The sequence below is a fragment of the Nonomuraea sp. 3-1Str genome, assembly GCF_031570565.1.
GTDB lineage: Bacteria > Actinomycetota > Actinomycetes > Streptosporangiales > Streptosporangiaceae > Nonomuraea.
On sequence record NZ_JALHBK010000005.1, the window covers coordinates 47176 to 68276 of the forward strand.

The 21101-nt window shown below is 73.3% G+C and carries 19 protein-coding genes; 9 read left to right on the forward strand and 10 right to left on the reverse strand.

The genetic code is table 11. The features are described 5' to 3' along the window. The first annotated feature begins 49 nt into the window (after positions 1-49). Positions 50-682 (forward strand): TetR/AcrR family transcriptional regulator, encoded by a 633-nt coding sequence (locus tag MTP10_RS10750; RefSeq protein ID WP_310708925.1) that lies wholly within the window; start codon positions 50-52, stop codon positions 680-682. A 72-nt stretch (positions 683-754) separates the two neighbouring features. Continuing rightward, entirely contained in the window at positions 755-1894 is a 1140-nt protein-coding gene (gene add / locus MTP10_RS10755) for an adenosine deaminase (RefSeq protein WP_310708926.1), read from the forward strand. Positions 1895-1909: 15 nt separating this feature from the next. Here add and pgl read toward each other — a convergent pair whose 3' ends face one another. The 5 genes from pgl to tkt all read right to left on the reverse strand — a co-directional run bounded on the left by pgl (position 1910) and on the right by tkt (position 8704). Next, positions 1910-2683 carry a 6-phosphogluconolactonase gene (gene pgl, locus MTP10_RS10760; RefSeq protein ID WP_310708927.1) on the reverse strand — a complete coding sequence of 258 codons (774 nt, stop codon included), beginning with the start codon at positions 2681-2683 and terminating at the stop codon, positions 1910-1912. 202 nt (positions 2684-2885) lie between these two features. Continuing rightward, positions 2886-3800, reverse strand: coding sequence for a glucose-6-phosphate dehydrogenase assembly protein OpcA (locus MTP10_RS10765; RefSeq protein WP_310708928.1), 915 nt, complete (start codon positions 3798-3800; stop codon positions 2886-2888). Beyond that, a complete protein-coding gene (gene zwf, locus MTP10_RS10770; RefSeq protein WP_310708929.1) occupies positions 3800-5479 on the reverse strand; it encodes a glucose-6-phosphate dehydrogenase in 1680 nt (559 codons plus the stop codon). The genes MTP10_RS10765 and zwf overlap by 1 nt, the downstream gene beginning before the upstream one ends. A 100-nt stretch (positions 5480-5579) precedes the next feature. Continuing rightward, on the reverse strand, positions 5580-6671 hold the full coding sequence (gene tal, locus MTP10_RS10775; RefSeq protein WP_310708930.1) for a transaldolase: 1092 nt from the start codon (positions 6669-6671) through the stop codon (positions 5580-5582). Positions 6672-6673: 2 nt separating this feature from the next. Then, positions 6674-8704 (reverse strand): transketolase, encoded by a 2031-nt coding sequence (tkt, locus tag MTP10_RS10780; RefSeq protein WP_310709218.1) that lies wholly within the window; start codon positions 8702-8704, stop codon positions 6674-6676. A 381-nt stretch (positions 8705-9085) separates the two neighbouring features. Between tkt and MTP10_RS10785 the strand changes: the two genes are divergently transcribed. Together MTP10_RS10785 and MTP10_RS10790 are read left to right on the forward strand one after the other, a co-directional pair. Then, entirely contained in the window at positions 9086-10042 is a 957-nt protein-coding gene (locus MTP10_RS10785) for a heme o synthase (RefSeq protein WP_310708931.1), read from the forward strand. Between the two features lie 76 nt (positions 10043-10118). Next, positions 10119-11270, forward strand: coding sequence for a PrsW family intramembrane metalloprotease (locus MTP10_RS10790; protein ID WP_310708932.1), 1152 nt, complete (start codon positions 10119-10121; stop codon positions 11268-11270). Here the strand turns inward: MTP10_RS10790 and MTP10_RS10795 are convergent. Together MTP10_RS10795 and MTP10_RS10800 are read right to left on the reverse strand one after the other, a co-directional pair. Next, entirely contained in the window at positions 11242-11967 is a 726-nt protein-coding gene (locus tag MTP10_RS10795; RefSeq protein WP_310708933.1) for an ElyC/SanA/YdcF family protein, read from the reverse strand. The genes MTP10_RS10790 and MTP10_RS10795 overlap by 29 nt on opposite strands. Before the next feature lie 62 nt (positions 11968-12029). After that, positions 12030-13016 (reverse strand): COX15/CtaA family protein, encoded by a 987-nt coding sequence (locus MTP10_RS10800; protein WP_310708934.1) that lies wholly within the window; start codon positions 13014-13016, stop codon positions 12030-12032. Positions 13017-13154: 138 nt separating this feature from the next. Here MTP10_RS10800 and MTP10_RS10805 point away from each other — a divergent pair, with 138 nt between their 5' ends. From MTP10_RS10805 to MTP10_RS10815, 3 genes are read left to right on the forward strand one after another with little or no spacing between them, the layout of a single operon-like run. Continuing rightward, positions 13155-14165 carry a proline racemase family protein gene (locus MTP10_RS10805; protein ID WP_310708935.1) on the forward strand — a complete coding sequence of 337 codons (1011 nt, stop codon included), beginning with the start codon at positions 13155-13157 and terminating at the stop codon, positions 14163-14165. A 21-nt stretch (positions 14166-14186) separates the two neighbouring features. Beyond that, positions 14187-15200: an ornithine cyclodeaminase family protein gene (locus MTP10_RS10810; protein WP_310708936.1), complete on the forward strand. Its 1014-nt coding sequence runs from the start codon at positions 14187-14189 to the stop codon at positions 15198-15200. Between the two features lie 4 nt (positions 15201-15204). Next, a complete protein-coding gene (locus tag MTP10_RS10815) occupies positions 15205-15900 on the forward strand; it encodes a GntR family transcriptional regulator (RefSeq protein WP_310708937.1) in 696 nt (231 codons plus the stop codon). A gap of 39 nt (positions 15901-15939) precedes the next feature. On the opposite strand, the gene MTP10_RS10820 is transcribed toward MTP10_RS10815, so the two are convergent. Continuing rightward, positions 15940-16848, reverse strand: a complete 909-nt coding sequence (locus tag MTP10_RS10820; RefSeq protein ID WP_310708938.1) for an EamA family transporter — start codon at positions 16846-16848, stop codon at positions 15940-15942. 141 nt (positions 16849-16989) lie between these two features. On the opposite strand from MTP10_RS10820, the gene MTP10_RS10825 reads away from it, so the two are divergent. After that, a complete protein-coding gene (locus MTP10_RS10825) occupies positions 16990-18183 on the forward strand; it encodes an MFS transporter (protein WP_310708939.1) in 1194 nt (397 codons plus the stop codon). Positions 18184-18230: 47 nt separating this feature from the next. On the opposite strand, the gene MTP10_RS10830 is transcribed toward MTP10_RS10825, so the two are convergent. Then, positions 18231-19010 (reverse strand): ABC transporter permease, encoded by a 780-nt coding sequence (locus MTP10_RS10830; RefSeq protein WP_310708940.1) that lies wholly within the window; start codon positions 19008-19010, stop codon positions 18231-18233. Beyond that, on the reverse strand, positions 19007-19915 hold the full coding sequence (locus MTP10_RS10835) for an ABC transporter ATP-binding protein (protein WP_310708941.1): 909 nt from the start codon (positions 19913-19915) through the stop codon (positions 19007-19009). Before MTP10_RS10835 ends, MTP10_RS10830 begins: the two co-directional genes overlap by 4 nt. Positions 19916-20146: 231 nt before the next feature. Here MTP10_RS10835 and MTP10_RS10840 point away from each other — a divergent pair, with 231 nt between their 5' ends. Then, a complete protein-coding gene (locus MTP10_RS10840; protein ID WP_310708942.1) occupies positions 20147-20923 on the forward strand; it encodes a VOC family protein in 777 nt (258 codons plus the stop codon). The last annotated feature ends 178 nt before the right edge of the window (positions 20924-21101 follow it).

Genomic DNA, 21101 nt, shown 5'->3' on the forward strand with positions numbered 1-21101 from the left:
CGAACGCCGCCGGGCAGGACCCGGCCGGGCAGGACCGGAGGACGTGTACGTGGCCCCACTCGACCCCGGGCGCGAGAGGGCCATCCTCGACGCCACGCTGGAGCTGCTGTCGGAGATCGGCTACGACCGGATGTCGGTCGACCAGATCGCCAGGCGCGCCAGGGCCAGCAAGGCCACGATCTACCGGCGCTGGGCGGGCAAGCCCGAGCTGGTGGTGGACGTCATCTGCCGCCGCTTCGACACGGACGCGCCGCGCCCCTGCGACACGGGCTCGCTCCGGGGGGACCTGGCGGAGCTCCTGCGGGGACTGTGCGAGACGGCCGAGCGCAAGCACACGCTCATCATGGGCCTGTCCTCGACGCTGGTCTCGCACCAGGAGCTGGCGAGAACGCTGCGCGCGCACATGCTGAGCAGGGACTTCCACGGTGTGGAGGCCCTGCTGGAGCGGGCCCGGGAGCGCGGTGAGCCGGCCGGGCAGCCGGCGGGCGGGCCGATGAAGGGGCCGGCGGACGGGCCGCCGCGCGCGGTGGAGGCCGCCCGGCTCGCCGGCGTCGCCGAGGCCCTGGTGTGGCATCGCCTGATCTTCGTCGGGCCGCCGCTGGATGAGGCGTTCGTGGAGGAGTCGGTCCGCGAGGTGCTGTTGCCGCTGGTCCGGGCCTGGGCCGCCGCACCGGCCGAGTAAATCTAACGTGTTTGTGTGAGATTTGAGCGCCACATCTGTTCCGGGGCGAAGGATCGTCCTAGGGTCGGCGCCATGACCACCGACGCCTCCATCACCGACACCACGGACGCCTCCACCACGGGCGCCCCCACCACGGGTGCACCCGTCACCGGCTCCTCCGGCGACGCCGCGCTCGACGCGTTCATCGACGCGCTGCCCAAGGTCGAGCTGCACGTCCACCTCATCGGCTCCGCGTCCGTCCCCACGGTCCTGGAGCTGGCGCGCCGCCACCCCGGCAGCGGTGTGCCGACGGACGAGGAGGAGCTGCGCGCCTTCTACACCTTCACCGACTTCCCGCACTTCGCGCGCGTCTACCGCGCCGTCAACGCGCTCGTGCGCGAGCCCGGGGACGTCGCCACCCTGGTGCTCGGGCTGGCCCGCGACCTCGCCGCGCAGGGCGCCCGCTACGCCGAGCTCCAGGTCACCCCGTACGCCCACCACATGGTCGGCATGCCGCGGCGCGAGGTCACCGAGGCCCTCGACCTGGCCGCCCGCCGCGCCCCGGAGGAGTACGGCGTGGAGATGGCGTACATCTTCGACATCCCCGGCGAGTACGGCGTCGAGGCCGCGGAGATCACCGTCGCCCACGCGCTGGAAGAACCTCCCGCTGCTTTGGTAGGTTTCGGGCTGGGCGGCATCGAGCAGGAGCGTGCCCGTTATCGCGACGCGATCCGCGACGCGTTCACCGCCGCCCGCAACGCCGGCCTGCACAGCGTCCCGCACGGCGGCGAGATGACCGGACCCGAGACCATCTGGGAGGTCATCGAGGGGCTCGGCGCCGAGCGCGTCGGCCACGGCATCTCCTGCCTCGGGGACGAGCGGCTCGTGGCCCACCTGCGCGAGACGCGGCTGCCGCTCGACGTCTGCCCCACCTCGAACGTGTGCACCGGGCAGGTGGCCCGCATCGAGGACCACCCGCTGCCGCGGCTGCTGGAGGAGGGGCTGTTCGTGACCCTCAACAGCGACGACCCGCCGATGTTCGCCACCACGCTGGCCGGGGAGTACCGGACCGCGGCGCGGGTCTTCGGCCTCGGCCGTGGGGAGCTGGCCGAGCTGGCCCGCAACGGCGTGACCGCCTCCTACCTCGCCCCCGAGCGCAAGCGGGAGCTCCTGGCCGAGATCGGCGCGCTGGAGGCCGGTCAGGCGGGCCCGGTCACGGCCGGGACCGCCTGACGAGATCAGGGAGCCTCAGGGGGAGGCGAGCCGGCCGAGACCGGGCGGGATCTTGCCGGCGGCCGTGCGGTCCAGCAGGAACAGCGTGCGCGACCGCCCCCGGGCCCCCGCCGCCGGCACCTGCACCGGGCCGGAGTCGGACAGCGCCAGCCGCACCGCGGCGGACTTCTCCGCGCCGGCCGCGATCACCCACACCTCGCGCGAGGCCTGGATCGCCGGCAGCGTCAGCGAGATCCGGGTGGGCGGCGGCTTGGGGGAGCCGTGCACCGCCACCGCCGGGCGCGTGTCGTACAGCGCGGGCATGCCGGGGAACAGCGAGGCCACGTGCGCGTCGGGCCCCATGCCGAGCAGCGTCACGTCGAACGACGGCGACGGCCCGTGGTCCTCCGGCCGGGCCGCCTTGGCCAGCTCGGTGGCGTAGGCGTCGGCCGACTCCTCCGCCGTCAGCCCCGAGTCGGGGCCGAGCATGACGTGGACCCGCTCCGGATCGACGTCGACGTGGTCGAGCAGGGCCCGCCGGGCGCCCGTCTCGTTGCGCTCGGGGTCGCCGTCGGGCAGGAAACGCTCGTCACCCCACCAGATGTCGAGGCGGCGCCAGTCGACGGCGTCGCGCGCGGGCGTGCCCGCGATGGCCGCCAGCGTGGCGATGCCGACCGTGCCTCCGGTCAGCACGAGCGACGCGGTGCCCTTGGCGGACTGGGCGTCGACGAGGCGGGTGATGATCCGCGCGGCCACGGCCTTGGCCAGGATGTCGGCGTCGCGGTGGACGACTACGGTTGGAACGCTCACGGGACCAGTCTTCCACCCCCGCGACCACGACCACGCCACGGCCGTCCCCGCGCGGCGGCTGGGAGTCGCGTCAGCGCCGGGAGAGCCGACGGCTGGGCGCCCGAAGAGCCGACGGCTGGGCGCGCGAGAGCCAGGAGCGCGAAACGGCCGGGCGCCCGTGAAGGGCACCCGGCCGTCGCACCGACTTCCTGACGCCGGGGCGTCAGGACTTGTACGAGCGAGCCAGCCGTTTGACGGCCGCCTCGTAGATTTCGTCGGAGTCGAGCCGCCGCAGCTCCTCGGCCAGCAGCTCGGGGGTCTGCCGGCGCGACAGCGCCACGTTCCGGTCCGGCTGCCCCGGCCGCGACAGCGTCGCCAGCCGGGCGTCGGCGCGGGCCACCGACAGGTCGCCCTCGGGCGTCGACAGCCGTACGGAGGTCAGGCCGGGACCGGCCGACTCCGCGACCTTCACCGTGGCGCCCAGCCGCTCCGACAGCCAGGCCGCCAGCAGCGGCGCGCTCGGGTTGCCCGCGGCCGCCTCCACCACGCCCTTGCGGACCTTGCCGACCGGCTGGTCGAAGGCGGCCGCCAGCAGGCTCCGCCACTGCGTCAGCCGGGCCCAGGCCAGGTCGGTGTCGCCCGGCGCGTAGCCCTTGGCCCGCGTCGCCAGCGTCCTGACGCCGCCGTCGGCGATGGCGCGGGCGTCGGTGATGCGCCGCTGGGCGAGCATCCCGATCGGGTCCTTGGACGGCACGTCCGGCGCCGTCCCGGGCCACCACGCCACCACCGGCGTGTCCGGCAGCAGCAGCGGGCTCACGACCGAGTCGGCGTGGTCGGTCAGCTCGCCGTACAGGCGCAGCACGACCACCTCGCCCGGCGTGGACTCGCCGATGCGCAGCTCCGCGTCGAGGCGGGTGGCCTCGTCGGTCTCCCGGTTGATCACCACGAGGATGCGCGACGGGTGCTCGCGGGCCGCCTCCGTGGCCGCCCGCAGCGAGTCGTACTGGTCACGCTCCTCGCAGACCACCACCAGCGTCAGCACCATGCCGATGGCCGGCGCGCCCATCTGGTGACGCAGCATGGTGAGCTGGTTGGAGATCTTCCCGGCCGTCGTGTCGCTCAGCATGAACGTCGTCATCAGAGCCTCCTCCACACGCGGCCGTCACGCGCCATCATCTCGTCGGCCGCCGGCGGACCCCACGAGCCCGACGGGTACGGCTCCGGCTGGCCCTGCGTGGCCCAGAACTCCTCGATCGGGTCGAGGATCTTCCACGACAGCTCGACCTCGCGCTGGTGCGGGAAGAGCGGCGGGTCGCCGATCATCACGTCCAGCAGCAGCCGCTCGTACGCCTCGGGGGACGACTCCATGAACGACTCGCCGTAGGCGAAGTCCATGGACACGTCGCGCACCTCCATGGCCGTGCCCGGCACCTTCGAGCCGAACCGTACCGTGATGCCCTCGTCCGGCTGCACCCGGATGACGAGCGCGTTCTGGCCGAGGATCTCGGTGTCGTCCTTGGAGAAGGGCAGGTGCGGCGCCCGCTGGAACACCACGGCCACCTCGGTCACCCGCCGGCCGAGCCGCTTGCCGGTCCGCAGGTAGAACGGCACGCCCGCCCAGCGCCGGTTGGCGATCTCCAGCTTGACGGCGGCGTACGTCTCGGTGACGGACTCGGGCGAGATGCCGTCCTCCTCCAGGTAGCCGACGACCTTCTGGCCGCCCTGCCAGCCGGCGGCGTACTGCCCGCGCGCCGTGTTGGCCGCCAGGTCGGCCGGCAGCCGGACCGCCTTGAACACCTTCTCCTTCTCCCGCCGCAGCGACTGCGCCTCGAAGGACGTGGGGTCCTCCATGGCGACCAGGGCGAGGAGCTGGAGCAGGTGGTTCTGGATCACGTCGCGGGCCGCGCCGATGCCGTCGTAGTAGCCGGCCCGGCCGCCGATGCCGATGTCCTCGGCCATCGTGATCTGCACGTGGTCGACGAAGCTGCGGTTCCAGATCGGCTCGTAGAGGTTGTTGGCGAACCTCAGGGCCATGATGTTCTGGACCGTCTCCTTGCCCAGGTAGTGGTCGATCCGGAAGATCGAGCTCTCCGGGAAGGCGGAGGTGGTGATCTCGTTCAGCTCGTGGGCCGACTGCAGGTCGTGCCCGAAGGGCTTCTCGATGACCACGCGCCGCCACGATCCGGGCGGGGCGTCCGACAGGCCGGTCCGCTTGAGCTGCTCCACCACCACGGGGAAGAACTTCGGCGGCACCGACAGGTAGAAGGCGTAGTTGCCGCCCGTGCCGCGGGTCTCGTCGATCTCCTTGAGCGCCATGGCCAGCGCGTCGAAGGCGCCGTCGTCGGAGAAGTCGCCGGGCACGAAGTGGATGCCCTCGCGGATCTGCTTCCAGACCTCCTCGCGGAACGGCGTCCGCGCGTGCTCCTTGACGGCGTCGTGCGTGAGCTGGGCGAAGTCCTGGTTCTTCCAGTCGCGCCGGGCGAAGCCGACCAGGGAGAAGCCGGGCGGCAGCAGCCCCCGGTTGCCCAGGTCGTAGATCGCCGGCAGCAGCTTGCGCTTGGCCAGGTCTCCCGTCACGCCGAACAGCACCATGACGCACGGCCCCGCCACCCGCGGCAGCCGCTTGTCATGCGGGTCGCGCAGCGGGTTGGCCGCCGCCGCCTCGATCGTGGTGGACGTGCCCGCGGCCGAGGTCGCCGCGGCCGAGGCCGAGGCCCGGACCGAGCCGGCCGCCGGCCGGGCGGCTCCCTGGATCACGCCGTCGACCGTGCTCTCCACAGCCTGCGCCTCCTCCGCGGGCGCCTGCGGATCTGTCATCTCAAGCCTCCTGTGCTACCGCGGGCGGTGCGCCGCCGGAGGAGGCGGCGCACCGCGGCCGCCTCCTCGCGGTCGTTGACGTCCATCGAAGGACCGGGCATCAGGGGACCAGGTTCTTGGTGACGCTCTCGAGCAGCTCGTTCCAGGACGCCTCGAACTTCTCGACGCCCTCCTCCTCGAGCACCCGCACGACGTCGTCGTAGTCGACCCCGGCCTCCTTGAGCGCGGCCATGGTGTTCCACGACTGCTCGTAGTACGGGCGGACGGTGTCGCCGGAGACCTGGCCGTGGTCGGCGGTCGCGTCGAGCGTCTTCTCCGGCATCGTGTTGACCGTGCCCGGCGCGACGAGCTGGTCGACGTACATGGTGTCGGAGTACTCGGGGTTCTTGACGCCGGTCGAGGCCCACAGCGGACGCTGCGGGCGCGCGCCGGCCGCGCGCAGCCGCTGCCAGCGCTCCGAGGCCATGACGTCCTCGAACGCCGCGTACGCCAGACGCGCGTTGGCGATGCCGGCCTTGCCCTTGAGCTCCGGCTTGCCGAGCTGGTCGAGCCGCTTGTCGATCTCGGTGTCGACGCGGCTGACGAAGAACGAGGCCACCGACTCGATCGTGGCCAGATTGAGGCCCTTGGCCTGCGCGGCCTCCAGGCCGGCCAGCCAGGCATCCATGACGGCGCGGTAGCGCTCCAGCGAGAAGATCAGCGTGACGTTGACGCTGATGCCCTCGCCGATGGCCTGCGTGATCGCGGGCAGGCCCTCCAGCGTCGCCGGGATCTTGATGAACAGGTTGGGCCGGTCCACCAGCCACCACAGCGCGCGCGCCTCGGCGATGGTCTTGTCGGTGTCACGCGCCAGGCGCGGGTCCACCTCCAGCGAGACGCGCCCGTCGGAGCCGCCCGTGGCGTCGTAGACGGGGCGCAGCACGTCGGCCGCCCAGCGGATGTCGTACGTGGTGATGGCGCGGACGGCCTCGCCCACGTCGACGCCGCGCACGGCCAGGTCGTGCATCTGCGTGTCATAGGCGTCGCCCTTGCTGAGGGCGCTGGCGAAGATCGTGGGGTTGGAGGTCACGCCGACCACGTTCTTCTCGCGGATCACCTGCTCGAGGTTGCCCGTGCGCAGCCGCTCGCGGCTGATGTCGTCGAGCCAGATGGACACGCCCTGGCCCGACAGCTTGTTGAGGATCTCGCTCATCTTCAGTTTCCCGTCGTCTCACCCTTGTCCTGGCCCAGCTTGGCCAGGCTGGACTTGGCCGCCGCCGCCACACGCTCGGCCGTCAGCCCGAACTGCTCGTACAGCGTCCTGTACGGCGCGGAGGCGCCGAAGTGTTCGAGGCTCACCACTTCCCCCGCCTCGCCGACGAACTCGCGCCAGCCCAGGGCGACCCCCGCCTCGACCGCGACCCGGGCCTTGACGTCCGACGGCAGCACGCTCTGCCTGTACGCGGAGTCCTGCCCGTGGAACCATTCGACACACGGCATCGACACGACCCGCGTCGGGATGCCCTGGGACTCCAGCAGGTCGCGGCCGCCCATGGCCACCTCGACCTCGCTGCCGGTGGCGATGAGGATCACCCTCGGCTGCCCGTCGGACGCCTCGCGAAGGACGTAGCCGCCGCGGGCGACGCCCTCGGAGCTGGTGCCCTCGAAGACGGGGAGGTTCTGCCGGGTCAGCGCCAGCGCGGCCGGCCGGTCGGTGTGCTCCAGCACCGCCTTCCAGGCGTAGGCCGTCTCGTTGGCGTCGCCGGGACGGACCACGTCGAGGCCGGGGATCGCGCGCAGCGCCCACAGGTGCTCGATCGGCTGGTGCGTCGGGCCGTCCTCGCCGAGGCCGATCGAGTCGTGCGTCCACACGTACGTGACCGGCAGCTTCATCAGCGCGGCGAGCCGCACCGACGGGCGCATGTAGTCGGAGAAGACGAGGAACGTGCCGCCGTAGGGGCGGGTGCCGCCGTGCAGGGCGATGCCGTTGAGGATGGCGCCCATGCCGTGCTCGCGGATGCCGAAGTGCAGCGTGCGGCCGTAGCGGTTACCGGGGAAGTCCTTGGTCTGGTACTCCTCCGGGATGAACGACGGCTCGCCCTTCATCGTGGTGAGGTTGGACTCGGCCAGGTCGGCCGAGCCGCCCCACAGCTCCGGCAGCACCGGCGCCAGCGAGCTCAGCACCTCGCCGGACGCCTTGCGGGTCGCCATCGAGGCGCCCTTCTCGAACTGCGGCAGCGCCTGCGCCCAGCCGGCGGGCAGCTCGCGGGCGGAGATGCGGTCGAGCTCGGCCGCGCGCTCCGGGTTGGCCTCGCGCCAGGCGTCGTAGGACTTCTGCCAGGCGGCGCGCGCCTCGTGACCGCGCCGGGCCACCTCGCGGGCGTGCTCCAGCACCTCGGCGGGCACGTCGAAGCTCTTGTCGGGATCCATGCCGAGCACCCGCTTGGTGGCGGCGACCTCCTCGGCGCCGAGCGCGGAGCCGTGGATCTTGCCGGTGTTCTGCTTGTTGGGCGCGGGCCAGCCGATGATCGTGCGCAGCCGGATGAACGTCGGCCGGTCCGTCTCGGCGCGGGACTCCTCCAGCGCCGCGTGCAGCGCCTGCACGTCCTCGACGTAGTCGCCGGTCTCGGTCCAGTCGACGCTCAGCGTCTGCCAGCCGTACGCCTCGTAGCGCTTGACGACGTCCTCGGACTTGGCGATGAGGGTGTCGTCCTCGATCGAGATGTGGTTGTCGTCGTAGACGACCGTCAGGTTGCCCAGCTTCTGGTGGCCGGCCAGCGCGCTGACCTCGTGGCTGATGCCCTCCTCGATGTCGCCGTCGCTGACGAAGCACCAGATGTGGTGGTCGAACGGCGAGGCGCCGGGAGCGGCGTCCGGGTCGAACAGGCCGCGCTCGCGGCGGGCGGCCATGGCCATGCCCACGGCGTTGCCGAGGCCCTGGCCCAGCGGGCCCGTCGTGGTCTCCACGCCGAGCGTGTGGCCGTGCTCCGGGTGGCCGGGAGTGAGGCTGTCCCACTGGCGCAGCCGCTCCAGGTCGCCCAGCGAGAGACCGTAACCCGACAGGTAGAGCTGGATGTACAGCGTCAGGCTCGAATGACCGCAGGACAGCACGAATCGGTCACGACCGATCCAGGTCGGGTCCGTCGGGTCGTGGCGCATCGTACGCTGGAAAAGCAGGTATGCGGCGGGTGCCAGGCTCATGGCGGTGCCGGGGTGTCCCGAGCCCGCCTTCTCCACTGCGTCCATGGCCAGGGCTCGAACGACGTCGACCGCCTTCTTGTCGAGGTCGGTCCATTCGAGGGCTGGCACGAGTTCGGTGCTCAAGTGCTCGATCTCCGGAATCTAGTTGTCATTGGTGGATGGTGCCGGTCTGGCATATCCCGCCCACACCGGACCCTAACCGAGTGGGGAAGGCGAAGCTTCCCCACTCCCTCCCATGCATGCTCCGTACATGTTCCGTCAGTGATCCGTGCGCCGGCGGCGCGTGGCCCGAGCCCCCCATTGGCCGGACCGGCCGACCCTGCGACTACAGTTTTGGTTGTTGTCCGCAGGGCCGCCACGGCGCCCCGTCCACGGATCCGCTCTAATCAGAGGTTACGCGTTGACTCCGCACGTGCTGGAAGCGCCTTGACGGTGCTGACGAACAGGCAGGCGACGGCCCCCGCTCCGGCGGAGGATGCGCCGCGCCCGAGCGGCCGCTCGATCGGCATGATCGTCAAGGCCTACATCGCCTTGACCAAGCCGCGGATCATCGAGCTGCTGCTCATCACCACGCTGCCGGTGATGTTCCTGGCCGCCGGAGGGCTGCCGCCGCTGTGGACGTCGGTCGCGGTGATGGTGTTCGGCACCCTGTCGGCGGGCAGCGCCAACGCCCTGAACTGCTACGTCGACCGTGACATCGACCAGAAGATGCGCCGCACCCGGCGCCGCCCGCTGGCCCGTCACCAGGTCTCCCCACGGGGCGCCCTGATCTTCGGCATCGTGCTCGGCATCCTGTCCACGCTGGGACTGTGGCTGTCGACCAACGTGCTGGCCGCCGCACTGAACACGGGCGCGATCCTGTTCTACGTGCTCGTCTACTCGATGATCCTCAAGCGGCGCACCGCCCAGAACATCGTGTGGGGCGGCATCGCCGGCTGCATGCCCGTGCTGATCGGCTGGGCCGGCATCACCGACCGGCTCGACTGGGCGCCGCTGGTGCTGTTCGGCGTGGTGTTCTTCTGGACGCCGCCGCACACCTGGACGCTGGCCATGCGCTACAAGGAGGACTACGCGGCGGCCGAGGTGCCCATGCTGCCCGTCGTGGCCACCGAGCGCCGGGTGATCCTGGAGTCGATCGCCTACACCTGGGCGACCGTGCTGTGCTCGCTGGCGCTGTGGCCGGTGGCCGGCACCACGCTGTTCTACCCCGTCGTGGCCGCCGTCCTGGGCGTCATGTGCCTGTGGGAGGTGCACCGCCTGCTGGCCCGGCTCAACGCCGGCAAGACGGGGGTGGCGCTGCGGCCCATGCGCTTCTTCCACTGGTCCAACGCCTACCTGGCGCTGCTCTTCCTCGCCGTCGCGATCGACCCGCTGCTGTCCTGAGCGACGGTCGTGCGGGGCCGTCCCGGGGCAGGTCCCCGCGCGGGACACCTGCCCTGTGATCCGTTAAAGTCACCGTATGACGTCCCGTGATCCACGCTGGGTGTTGAAGGACCGCCCGTCGTTCGCGTTGATCACCGGGCTGGTCGTCACCGGCATCTGCGCCCTGGTCTCGTTCTCCTTCGACGTGATCAACGGGGCGCCCGTGCAGTTCTTCATCGCGCTCGTGCTGGCCCTCGCGCCCGTGCCGCTGCTGCTGGCAGCCGTGCTGGCGCTCGACCGGATGGAGCCCGAGCCGCGCAGCAACCTGGTCTTCGCCTTCGCCTGGGGCGCCGGCGTCGCCGTGCTGGTCGCCGGCCTGATCAACTCGCTCAACCTGCACTACATCATCGACACGGCCAACCTGTCCGCGGCCAGCGCCCGCAACCTCACCGCCACCTTCGGCGCCCCCGTGGTCGAGGAGACCATGAAGGGCCTGGTGCTGCTCGGGCTGCTCAGGTTCCGGCGGGCCGAGCTCGACGGGCCCACCGACGGGGTCATCTACGCCAGCATGGTGGGCCTCGGCTTCGCGATGAGCGAGAACGTCAGCTACTACGTCCAGGCGCTCAACTCCGAGGCCGGCGGCGTCGGCCTGGCCGTCACCGTGGTGCTGCGCGGGGTGCTGTCGCCGTTCGCGCATCCCCTGTTCACCTCGATGATCGGGGTCGCGGTCGCCTACGCCGCCCAGCGGCACGGGCCCGAGCGGGTGTTCTACATCCTGGCCGGCTGGACCGGGGCCATGGTCCTGCACGGCCTGTGGAACGGGATGGTGTCCTACGGCGGGCTGGCCGGCCTGGTCGTCGCGTACGCGACGCTGCTGGTGGTGCTGGCCGTGCTGATCGCGGTGGTCTTCCGCGACCGGCGGCGCATCGTCGCGCTCCTGCAGCGCTACCTGCCGCCGTACGAGCCGACGCGGCTGGTCGACGCGGCCGACATCCGCATGCTGTCCGCGCTGCCCCGCCGGCGCAAGGCCCGGCAGTGGGCCAGGGCCTACGGCGGCAAGCGGGGGCTGCGGGCCATGCGCGACTACCAGCTCGCCGCCACCGAGCTGGGCCTGCTGCACGAGCGGGCCGCCCGCCACGTCGTCGACGAGCAGGCCTTCCACGAGGAGCAGCGGGCCCTGCTGGAGATCATGAGCATGTCCCGCGCGCGGTTCCCGTCGGTCAGCGGGAGCGCGCCAGGATCGTGGTGAGCGACGTCTCCCGCGGCCCGGGGAAGACCGGGTCGGAGTGGAGCAGCAGGGCGTCGGCGAGCCCCTTGGCGGTCGCCGCGAGCTCCCGGGTGGCGTAGACGTAGGTGGTGGCGGCCCACTGGCGGGTCGAGTCCTCGCCCACGCCGAACGTCTCCAGGCCCGCCGCCCGGCACAGCGAGACCGCGCGGGGCAGGTGGAAGGCCTGGGTCACCACGGTCACCCGGGCGGCGCCGAACACCCGGCGGGCCCGTACGCAGGAGTCCCAGGTGTCGAAGCCGGCGTAGTCCAGCACCATGACGTCGTCCGGCACCCCGTGGGCGCGCAGGTAGGCGGCCATCGCCGACGGCTCGTCGTAGTCCTTCCTGCTGTTGTCGCCCGACAGCAGCACGGCCTTGACCTTGCCCGTGCGGTACAGCCGGGCGGCGATGTCGAGCCGGCCGGCCAGCATGCCGGTGGGCCTGCCCCGGTACAGGCCGGCGCCGAGCACGAGCGCGGTCTCGGCGGCGGGCACCCGCGCCTCCCAGCCCGGGGCGCCGGCCACCGCGCGGTGCGGGGCGCTGCCGAGCCAGGCCCAGGTCATCGGGGCCAGCGCGAGCGCGCTGACCAGCACCGACCCCTGGTAGGCCCGCCGCAGCGTCTTCCGGGAGGGGCGACGCAGCCGCGAGGACTTCCAGAAGGAGCGGACGAACTGCCGCAAAACGGCACCTCACATCGGTGGGGGAGTGGCCGACTTCTCACCCCATACCCTGGCATAACCGATCAGTGGACGGCGGCCACTTCGGTGGGGGAGGGGGCGGACGCCTCCTCGACCGGGCCGCGCACGCGCAGGGAGGTGACGGCACGCAGCGCGAAGATCCACACCAGGGTCGCGCCGAGGACGTGCAGCCCCACCAGGAACGCGGGCACGGCGAGGAAGTACTGGACGTAGCCGATCACGCCCTGGAGCAGCTCGATCCCGAGCAGGGCCAGCGCCGCCCGGCGGGCCGTGCGAGGCGCGTCGGTGACGTGCAGGGCGAACGCCAGCGCGAAGGAGAGCCCCACCACCAGGTACGCGATGTCCGCGTGCAGCCGCACCACGCTCTCGATGTCGAGGTCGAAGCGCGAGGCCAGGACGTCGCCCGAGTGCGGGCCCGTGCCGGTCACGACCACCCCGGCGAGCAGGAGGACGGACACCGCGGCGATCAGGACGTGGCCGAGCCGGCGGATGTCGCGGTGGACCACCCGCCGGATCGGGCCGTCGCCCTCGCGGGTGCGCTGGTAGAGCATCCAGCACGCGGCGACCAGCGCGATCGAGATGAGGAAGTGCACGGCCACCGTGAACGGGTTGAGCATGGTCCTGACCACCAGGCCGCCCCACAGGGCCTGCGCCAGCACGCCCAGCGGCTGGAGCAGGGCCAGCCCGAGCAGCGAGCGGCGGCGCGGCGCCAGCCGCAGCGCCGACAGCACGCAGGCCACCCCCACGGCCAGCACGAGGAACGTGACCAGCCGGTTGCCGAACTCGACGAGCATGTTGGCCATCGCGACCTCGGGATGCGGCACCGGCACGAAGCTGTCGGGTGTGCACCTCGGCCAGGTCGGGCAGCCGAGGCCGGAGCCGGTGACGCGCACCGCGGCGCCGCTCACGGTGATGCCGGCGTTGGCCGCCACGGACGCCAGCGCCCACGCCCGGAACGACGCCGCCGTGGGCGCCCAGGGCGACAGCAGGCTCCGGACGAGGGGGTTCGGGTGGTCCGTGGGTACCTTCACGTCATCGATGGTATGGGCCGTACCGGCCGGTCCCGTCACCGGGGAACGCCCTTCTCAAGCCGGGCGGTATGTGACACATTACTGACGACGCAGCAGCCCGCGCAGGAGCGCTCCGAGCCCCGGTCTGGAGGACTGGTCATGACCCATCGCCGGCCAGGGCAGGGCGAGAACGGCGTGGTCACCACGGTCGACTACCACACCGGCGGCGAGCCGTTCCGCGTCGTCACCGGCGGCGCGCCGGAGATCCCCGGCGCGACCGTGCTCGACCGCCGCGAGCACGCCCGCCGCCCCGGTGGCGAGGCCGACCGGCTGCGGCGGCTGCTCTGCCACGAGCCGCGCGGCCACGCCGACATGTACGGCTGCTTCCTCGTCCCTCCGGACGACCCGGGAGCCCACCTCGGGGCGCTGTTCTGGCACAAGGACGGCTTCTCCACCGCCTGCGGGCACGGCACGATCGCGCTCGGCGTCCACGCCGTCCGCGAGGGCCTGGTGCCCGCCGCGCCCGACGGGGAGACCGACGTCGTGGTGGACGTGCCGTCGGGGCGCGTCACCGCCCGGGTCCGCCGCGCGGCCGGGCGGATCGTGGCCGTCACGTTCGTCGGCGTCCCGTCGTTCGTGCTCGCCCGCGGCGTCCCCGCGGACGGCACCCGCGTGGACCTCGCCTACGGCGGCGCCGTCTACGCCAGCCTGCCGGCCCGCGCGGCGGGGCTGGAGGCGCGGCCCGAGCACCTGACCGAGCTGATCGCCCGCGCCCGCCGGATCAAGCGGGCGCTGGAGGGACACCCGGCCACGCGGCACCCCGAGGACGAGCGGCTGTCCGGCGTCTACGGCGTGATCTTCCATGACGACCTGCCCGGCGAGGACGGCCACGTCCGCCAGCGCAACGTCACCGTCTTCGCCGACGGCGAGGTGGACCGCTCGCCGTGCGGCTCCGGCACGGCCGCGCGCCTGGCGCTGCTGCACGACGACGGCGTCCGCGAGCCGCTGATCCACGACAGCGTCGTGGGCTCCACCTTCCGGGCCCGCGTCGCCCGGGTCACGGGGGAGGCGGTGGTGCCGGAGGTCGAGGGAATGGCGTACCGCACCGGCCGGCACGCCTTCGAGCTGGATCCGGACGACCCGCTCGGCACCGGGTTCGTGCTGAGGTGACGCGTGCAGGATGATCCGAGCATGGACCCCCGGCCCGGCCCCGCCCCGCGGAGTCCGGGCCCGTCCGCTGCGGCGCTGCCCTACCTCGACGCCGGCACGCTGCGACGGCTGGTGCCCGTCGCGCGGGCGGTGGGCATCCTGGAGGACGCGCTGCGGGCCGGGCTGGACCCCGAGGACACGCCCCTGCGCACCGCCGCGGACCTGCCCGGCGGCCAGCTCCTGCTGATGCCCGCAGCCGCGGGGCGGTACGCGGGGGTCAAGGCCGTCACCGTCGCCCCGGGCAACGCGGAGCGCGGGCTGCCCCGCATCCAGGGGACGTACCTGCTGTTCGAGGGCGGCACCCTGACGCCGCTGGCCGCCCTCGACGGGGTCGCCCTCACCTCGCTGCGCACCCCGGCCGTCTCCGCGCTGGCCGTGCGCCACCTGGCCGAGCCGGACGCGCGCGACCTGCTGGTGTTCGGCACGGGGCCGCAGGCGTACGGGCACGTCGAGGCGTTCGCCGCGGTACGCCCCGTCGAGACCGTCACCGTCGCCGGCCGCGACGCCGCCCGCGCCGAGGCGCTGGCCGCCCACTGCCGTGAGCTGGGCCTGCGCGCCCGCGCGCTGCCCGTGACGGGCTCCGCCCCGGAGCCGGGCGCGCTGCGCGAGGCGCTCTGCCGGGCCGACCTCGTCGCCTGCTGCACCACCGCCAGGGTGCCGCTGTTCCCCGGCGCCCTGCCCCGCGACGGCGCCACCGTCGTCGCCGTCGGCTCCCACGAGCCCGACGCCCGCGAGCTCGACGACGAGCTCGTCGCCCGCGCCACCGTGGTCGTCGAGGCCCGCTCCTCCGCCCTGGCCGAGGCGGGGGACGTGATGGCGCCGATCCGCCACGGTACGATCACCACTGGTCATCTCGCCGGAAACCTCGCCGAGCTGATCGCCGGCCGGGTCGCCCCGGGTCCCGGGCCCCGCGTCTTCAAGAGCACGGGCATGGCGTGGGAGGACCTGGTGGTGGCGGCCGCCGCGTACGAGGCGTGGGACGTAGCGAAGGGATGAGCGCATGGGCGCGGAGCACCGGCTCGACCTGCCGGCCGTCGGAGAGCGGCAGAGCCTGCGCGAGCAGGTGGCCCACGCGCTGCGCGCGGCGCTGGTCACGGGCGAGATGCGCCCCGGGGTGGTCTACTCCGCGCCCGCGCTGGCGCAGCAGTTCGGCGTCTCGGCCACGCCCGTCCGCGAGGCGATGCTCGACCTGGCCAAGGAGGGCCTCGTCGAGGCCGTGCGCAACAAGGGCTTCCGCGTCGCCGAGCTGTCCGCCCGCGACCTGGACGAGCTGACCGAGCTGCGGCGGCTGATCGAGGTGCCGACCGTGACGCGGCTGGCCGGCGGCGCCCCCGCCACGGGCTTCGCCCGGCTCCGGCCGCTGGCCGAGGAGATCGTCGCGGCCGCCGAGCGGGGCGACCTGCTCGCGTACGTGGACGCGGACCTGCGCTTCCACGTGGAGCTGCTGGCCCTGTCGGGCAACTCCCGCCTGGTGTCGATCGTCACAGACCTGCGCACCCGCGCCCGCCTGTACGGGCTGTCGACGCTGCCGGGCGACAAGCTGGCCGGGTCGGCGCGCGAGCACCTGGCCCTGCTCGACGCGCTGGAGGCCGGCGACCGCGACGCGGTGGGGCACATCATGGCCGAGCACATCGGCCACGTCCGCGGCATCTGGGCCGGCCCCGAGCAGACCGGGGCCGAGCCTGCCGGCGCCTAGAACGCCCTGGAAGGCCCTGAAGCGTTCGGGAGGTCGGGCTCAGCGGGAGCGGGTCGCGCCCAGGCTCGCCGCCACGATGCAGGCGATGGCCGCCCACTGCTGCATGTGCAGCACCTCGCCCAGCACCACCAGCCCGATCATCGCCGCCACGGCCGGCTCCAGGCTCATGAGGATGCCGAACACGTGCTTGGGCATCCTGCGCAGCGCCTGCAGCTCCAGCGAGTACGGGATCACCGACGACAGCAGCCCCACCCCCAGCCCGATGAGCACCAGCTCGGGCTGGAGCAGGTCGGCACCGCCCGTCGCGACGCCCACCGGCGCCACCACCACGGCCGAGACGATCATCGCGAACGACAGCCCCGACGTCCCGGGGAAGCGCCGCCCCGCCGCGGCCGACAGCACGATGTAGGCCGCCCAGCAGACGCCGGCCACCAGGGCGAACCCGATGCCGGCCCAGCTCACGCTCTGCGACTGGCCCCACGGCGCGAGCAGCACCACGCCCAGCCCGGCCAGCCCGACCCACAGCAGGTCCAGCCGCCGCCGCGACGCGGCCACGGCCACGCCGAGCGGGCCGAGGAACTCGATCGCCACCGCGATCCCCATCGGCAGCCGCGACAGCGCCTCGTAGAACGACAGGTTCATCAGGCCGAGCGTCGCGCCGAAGCCGAGCCCGACCGCCCAGTGGCGCCAGGACATCCCCCGGAGCTTCGGCCGGGCCACCGCGCCCATGATGATCGCGCCCGCCGTGATGCGCAGGAACACCACCGCGCTCGGCGGCAGCGCCGCGAACAGCTCCTTGGCGAACCCGGCGCCGAGCTGCACGGAGAAGATCGCCAGCAGGACGAGCCCCGACGGCGGCATGGAGTCGGCCGCCGAGCGCAGGAGACTTCCCGGCCGCGGTACTCCTGACCTGCGGTCGAAGGGGTCGTCGAGGGCGAAGGCGGTCACGGTACTCCTCGGGGAGCTGGTCAGGCGCGCGGCCGGAACAGGGCGATAGCTGAGGATAGTCGCCGACCTCGACATTTCCCCACTTGGGGTGGTAGGACGAATGTCCGTCACCCGAACACCTCCCCGTCCCGCGATGGAGACATGACCGCACCCGCTCCGCCCGTCACCCTGGTGCGGCCGCCGTTCGCGCTGTCCGCGGCGTCCTTCGTCAGCAGCTTCGACCGCTTCGCCGTCGGCCCCATGCTGGTGCTGATCGCCCTGGACCTCCGCGTCACGCTCGCCGCGGCTGTCGCGGCGGCCAGCGGCTACTACCTCGCCTACGGCCTGTCCCAGCCGCTGTGGGGGGTGCTGTCCGACCGGTTCGGGCGCATGCCGGTGATGCGGGCCGCGCTGCTGGGCGCCACCGCGGCGGGCCTGGCCTCCGCGCTGATGCCCTCGCTCGTCCCGCTGGTCGCGCTCCGCGTCGTGGCGGGCGCCTGCTTCGGCGCCGTGATCCCCACCTCGCTCACGTACGTCGGCGACACCGTCGCGGCGCCGATCCGCCAGCGCGCCCTGACGGACCTCATGGGCACCGCCGCGCTCGGCACCGCCGTGGCGACCGGCTTCGGCGGCGTGCTGGCCGACCTGGTGAGCTGGCGCGTCGTCTTCGTCACGGCCGCCCTGTGCGCCCTGGCGTGCGCGCTCGGCCTGCGCTCGGTGCCGGAGCCGTCCCGGGGCGCCGTCGGCGGGCTCGGCGCGCACGTGGGCGCGGTGCTGCGGGAGCGGTGGGCCCTGCTGGTGTTCGGGCTGGCGTTCGTGGAGGGGGCCGTCCTGCTGGGGCTGCTGCCGTACCTGGCCACCGCGCTCCAGCACCACGGGGTCACGGCCGCCGTGGCGGGCCTGGCCACCGCGGTGTACGGGGTGGGGCTGTGGCTGCTGAGCCGGCTGGTCAAGCGGCTGTCGCGGACCTGGCCGGCGCCGCTGCTCATCGCGGTCGGCGGCACGCAGCTCTGCCTCGGGCACGCGCTCGTCGCCGTCCACGTGAGCCTGGTGACGGTGATGGCGGCGGCGCTGCTGTTCGGCGGCGGCTGGTCGTTCATGCACTCGTCACTGCAGAACTGGGCGACCTCCGTCGCGCCCCGCGCCAGGGGGACGGCCGTGGCGTTCTTCGCGGCGGCGTTGTTCATCGGCGGGGCGGCCCCGTCCTGGGCGGGCGGGCCGCTCGCCGGTGACGGGTCGTACGGGCTGCTGTTCGGCGTGGCTGCGGCGGTGGCGCTGCCGCTCACGGCCGTCGCCGTCGTGGGGCGCCACAGGTACGGCACGCCCCCGCCGGACGCCCCGCCGCCACCGGCCTGACCGTTCGCACCGGCCGCGGGACGTGCGTGCGTCACCGGTGCCAGGCGTCACTCCCAGCGGAACGTGCGCGAGGCCAGCCCGAGGGACAGCACCGCCCACGCGGCCAGCACCCCCAGCGCGCCCAGCGGGAGCGCCCCGCCCGACAGCACCGTCCGCAGCCCCCCGGTGAGCGCCGAGATGGGCAGCACCTCCAGCGCCGGCCGCACCGCCTCCGGCAGCTTCGACAGCGGGAACATCACCCCGCCCGCCCCCAGCAGCACCAGGTAGACGAGGTTGGCCGCGGCCAGCGTCGCCTCGGCCCGCAGCGTGCCGGCCATGAGCAGCGCGAGCCCGCTGAAGGCAGCCGTGCCCAGCACCACGAGCAGCGCCGCCGCCGCGAACGACCCGTGCGGCCGCCAGCCGAGCGCCAGCCCCACCGCCGTGACCACCACCACCTGGAGGAGCTCCACCACGAGCACCGCCGCCGTCTTGGCCAGCATGAGCCCGGCCCGCGACAGCGGGGTCGCGCCGAGCCGCTTCAGCACGCCGTAGCGCCGCTCGAACCCGGTCGCGATCGCCTGCCCGGTGAACGCCGTGGACATGACCGCCAGCGCGAGCACGCCAGGGGCCAGGAACGCCACCCGGCTGCCCCCGCCCACGTCGATGAGCGGCGCCACCGTGAACCCGGCGAGCAGCAGCACCGGGATGACGAGGGTGAGCAGGAGCTGCTCGCCGTTGCGCAGCGTCGCGCGCACCTCCGCGCCCGCCTGGGCGAGCACCATGCGCGGGAACGGCGCCGCCCCCGGCGCGGGCGTGAGGTCCAGCGTGGTCGTGTGCGGCGCCGTCATCGCAGCTCCCTGCCCGTCAGTTCCAGGAAGACGTCCTCCAGCGTGCGGCGCTCGATGCGCAGGTCGTCGGCCGTGACGCCCTCGGCCGCGCACCAGGCGGTCACGGTGGCCAGCAGCTCGGGGCCCACCTGCCCCTCGACGATGTAGTGGCCGGCCGGCGACTCCTTGGCCGCGCTGCCCGACGGCAGGGCGTTGAGCAGCTCCTCCAGCGCCAGCCCGGGGCGGGCGCGGAAGCGGAGCTGCCGCTCGGCGCCGGTCAGCGTGGCCGGGCTGCCCTCGGCCACCACCCGTCCGCCGTCGATGATCACGACGTGGTCGGCCAGCCGCTCGGCCTCGTCCATGTGGTGCGTGGTGAGCACCACCGAGACGCCCGCCGCGCGCAGGTCGGCCACGAGGTCCCAGCAGGCGTGCCGGGCCTGCGGGTCGAGCCCGGCCGTCGGCTCGTCGAGGAACACCAGCTCCGGCCGCCCGACGACCGCCGCGGCCAGCGACAGCCGCTGCTGCTGCCCGCCCGACAGCCGGCGGTACGGGGTGCGGGCGTGGGCGGCCAGGCCGAGCCGTACGAGCAGGGCCTCGACGTCGAGGGGACGGGCGTAGAAGCGGGACACCAGGCGCAGCCACTCGCCGCAGCGCGTCGCGGGCGGCACGCCGCCCGACTGGAGCATGACCCCCACCCGGGGCCGCAGCGCGGGGGCGTCGGGCGGCAGGCCCAGCACCCGCACGGTGCCCCCGTCGGCTTTGCGGAACCCCTCGCAGATCTCCACCGTGGACGTCTTGCCCGCGCCGTTGGGCCCGAGCACGGCCGTCACCGCGCCGCGGCCGGCGCGCAGCGACAGGCCGTCGACCGCGGTCGTGCCGTCGTAGCGCTTGACCAGGCCGATGATCTCGACGGCTGGGGAGTCCATGGCCACGAGTCTAAGGACTGCGGGCAGCGGTCTCGTGCGCAGCCCGGCCGCTGCCGGATCACCCAACCGATCACCCGCCCCGGCACCGCCCGGCCCCTGGCCGGATATGGCCACCTGTTTGCCCGGCGTTTCCCGGCAGGGGCACGGACCGGGTGAAAGCCTGATGACGGGGGAGAGCCGGGCGGCCGTCGACGGCGACGGCGGCCGGCGAGGACGGCAAGGAGGGTTCCCATGTCAGAGCGCAGCGCCTACGAGCCGGGTGTCCCGTGCTGGGTGGATCTGTCGAGTTCCGACGTCGGCGCGTCGGTGCGCTTCTACGGTGAGGTCTTCGGCTGGCGGGCCGAGATGGCCGACGACCCCGCGGCCGGGGGCTACGGCCAGTTCTTCCACGGTGACAAGCGGGTCGCCGGCGTGGGCCCCCTGTACGGCGAGGGCATGCCGCCCCACTGGAACACCTACGTGGCCGTCGAGGACGCCGACGCGACCGTCGACCGGGTCAAGAACGCCGGCGGGGCCGTGGTGGCCGGGCCGATGCAGGTCATGGAGGAGGGCCGGATGGCGGTCCTCCAGAGCCCCGACGGCGCGTACGCGTCGATCTGGCAGGCGGGCCGCCACCCCGGCGCCGAGCTGGTCAACGAGCCGGTCTCGTTCTGCTGGGCCGAGCTGGTCACCCGCGACCCCGGGGCGGCGGAGCGGTTCTACCGGACGGTGTTCGGCTGGACCCCGCAGCCGCAGCAGATGGACGGCGTCACCTACACCGAGTGGCACTCCGGCGGCCGGGGCGTCGCCGGCATGATCGAGATGAGCCCCATGTACCCGCCGGAGACGCCGTCGCACTGGATGGTCTACTTCGCGGTCGCCGACCTCGACGCGACCATCGCGGCGGCCCGGCGCGGCGGCGCGCAGATCCTCGTGGACTCCATGGACGCGCCGCCGGGCCGGTTCGGGATGCTCACGGACCCGCAGGGGGCGGCCCTGTCGGTGATCCAGCTCACCGAAAATCAGTAAAAATCAGATAACCGGGAATTAGGAGGACTTTACCGCTGTTGAACTCCCTCGGCCCTCGTGGGCCGCAGCCTGCGAGGGAGAGGGGTACACGCATGTCCGTGGCGCCGGCGGCATCGTCCGCATCAGCGTCGTCCGTAACTGGGTCGTCCGTAACTGGGTCGTCCGTAAACGGGCCGTC

Bases quoted from the DNA above. Each gene is read 5' to 3' on its own strand.
- add (WP_310708926.1), top strand. From the start codon at position 755: ATGACCACCGACGCCTCCATCACCGACACCACGGACGCCTCCACCACG.
- MTP10_RS10765 (WP_310708928.1), bottom strand. From the start codon at position 3,800: ATGACGACGTTCATGCTGAGCGACACGACGGCCGGGAAGATCTCCAAC.
- zwf (WP_310708929.1), bottom strand. From the start codon at position 5,479: ATGACAGATCCGCAGGCGCCCGCGGAGGAGGCGCAGGCTGTGGAGAGC.
- tal (WP_310708930.1), bottom strand. From the start codon at position 6,671: ATGAGCGAGATCCTCAACAAGCTGTCGGGCCAGGGCGTGTCCATCTGG.
- tkt (WP_310709218.1), bottom strand. From the start codon at position 8,704: ATGGACGCAGTGGAGAAGGCGGGCTCGGGACACCCCGGCACCGCCATG.
- MTP10_RS10790 (WP_310708932.1), top strand. From the start codon at position 10,119: ATGACGTCCCGTGATCCACGCTGGGTGTTGAAGGACCGCCCGTCGTTC.
- MTP10_RS10805 (WP_310708935.1), top strand. From the start codon at position 13,155: ATGACCCATCGCCGGCCAGGGCAGGGCGAGAACGGCGTGGTCACCACG.
- MTP10_RS10810 (WP_310708936.1), top strand. From the start codon at position 14,187: ATGGACCCCCGGCCCGGCCCCGCCCCGCGGAGTCCGGGCCCGTCCGCT.
- MTP10_RS10815 (WP_310708937.1), top strand. From the start codon at position 15,205: ATGGGCGCGGAGCACCGGCTCGACCTGCCGGCCGTCGGAGAGCGGCAG.
- MTP10_RS10825 (WP_310708939.1), top strand. From the start codon at position 16,990: ATGACCGCACCCGCTCCGCCCGTCACCCTGGTGCGGCCGCCGTTCGCG.
- MTP10_RS10830 (WP_310708940.1), bottom strand. From the start codon at position 19,010: ATGACGGCGCCGCACACGACCACGCTGGACCTCACGCCCGCGCCGGGG.
- MTP10_RS10835 (WP_310708941.1), bottom strand. From the start codon at position 19,915: ATGGACTCCCCAGCCGTCGAGATCATCGGCCTGGTCAAGCGCTACGAC.
- MTP10_RS10840 (WP_310708942.1), top strand. From the start codon at position 20,147: ATGTCAGAGCGCAGCGCCTACGAGCCGGGTGTCCCGTGCTGGGTGGAT.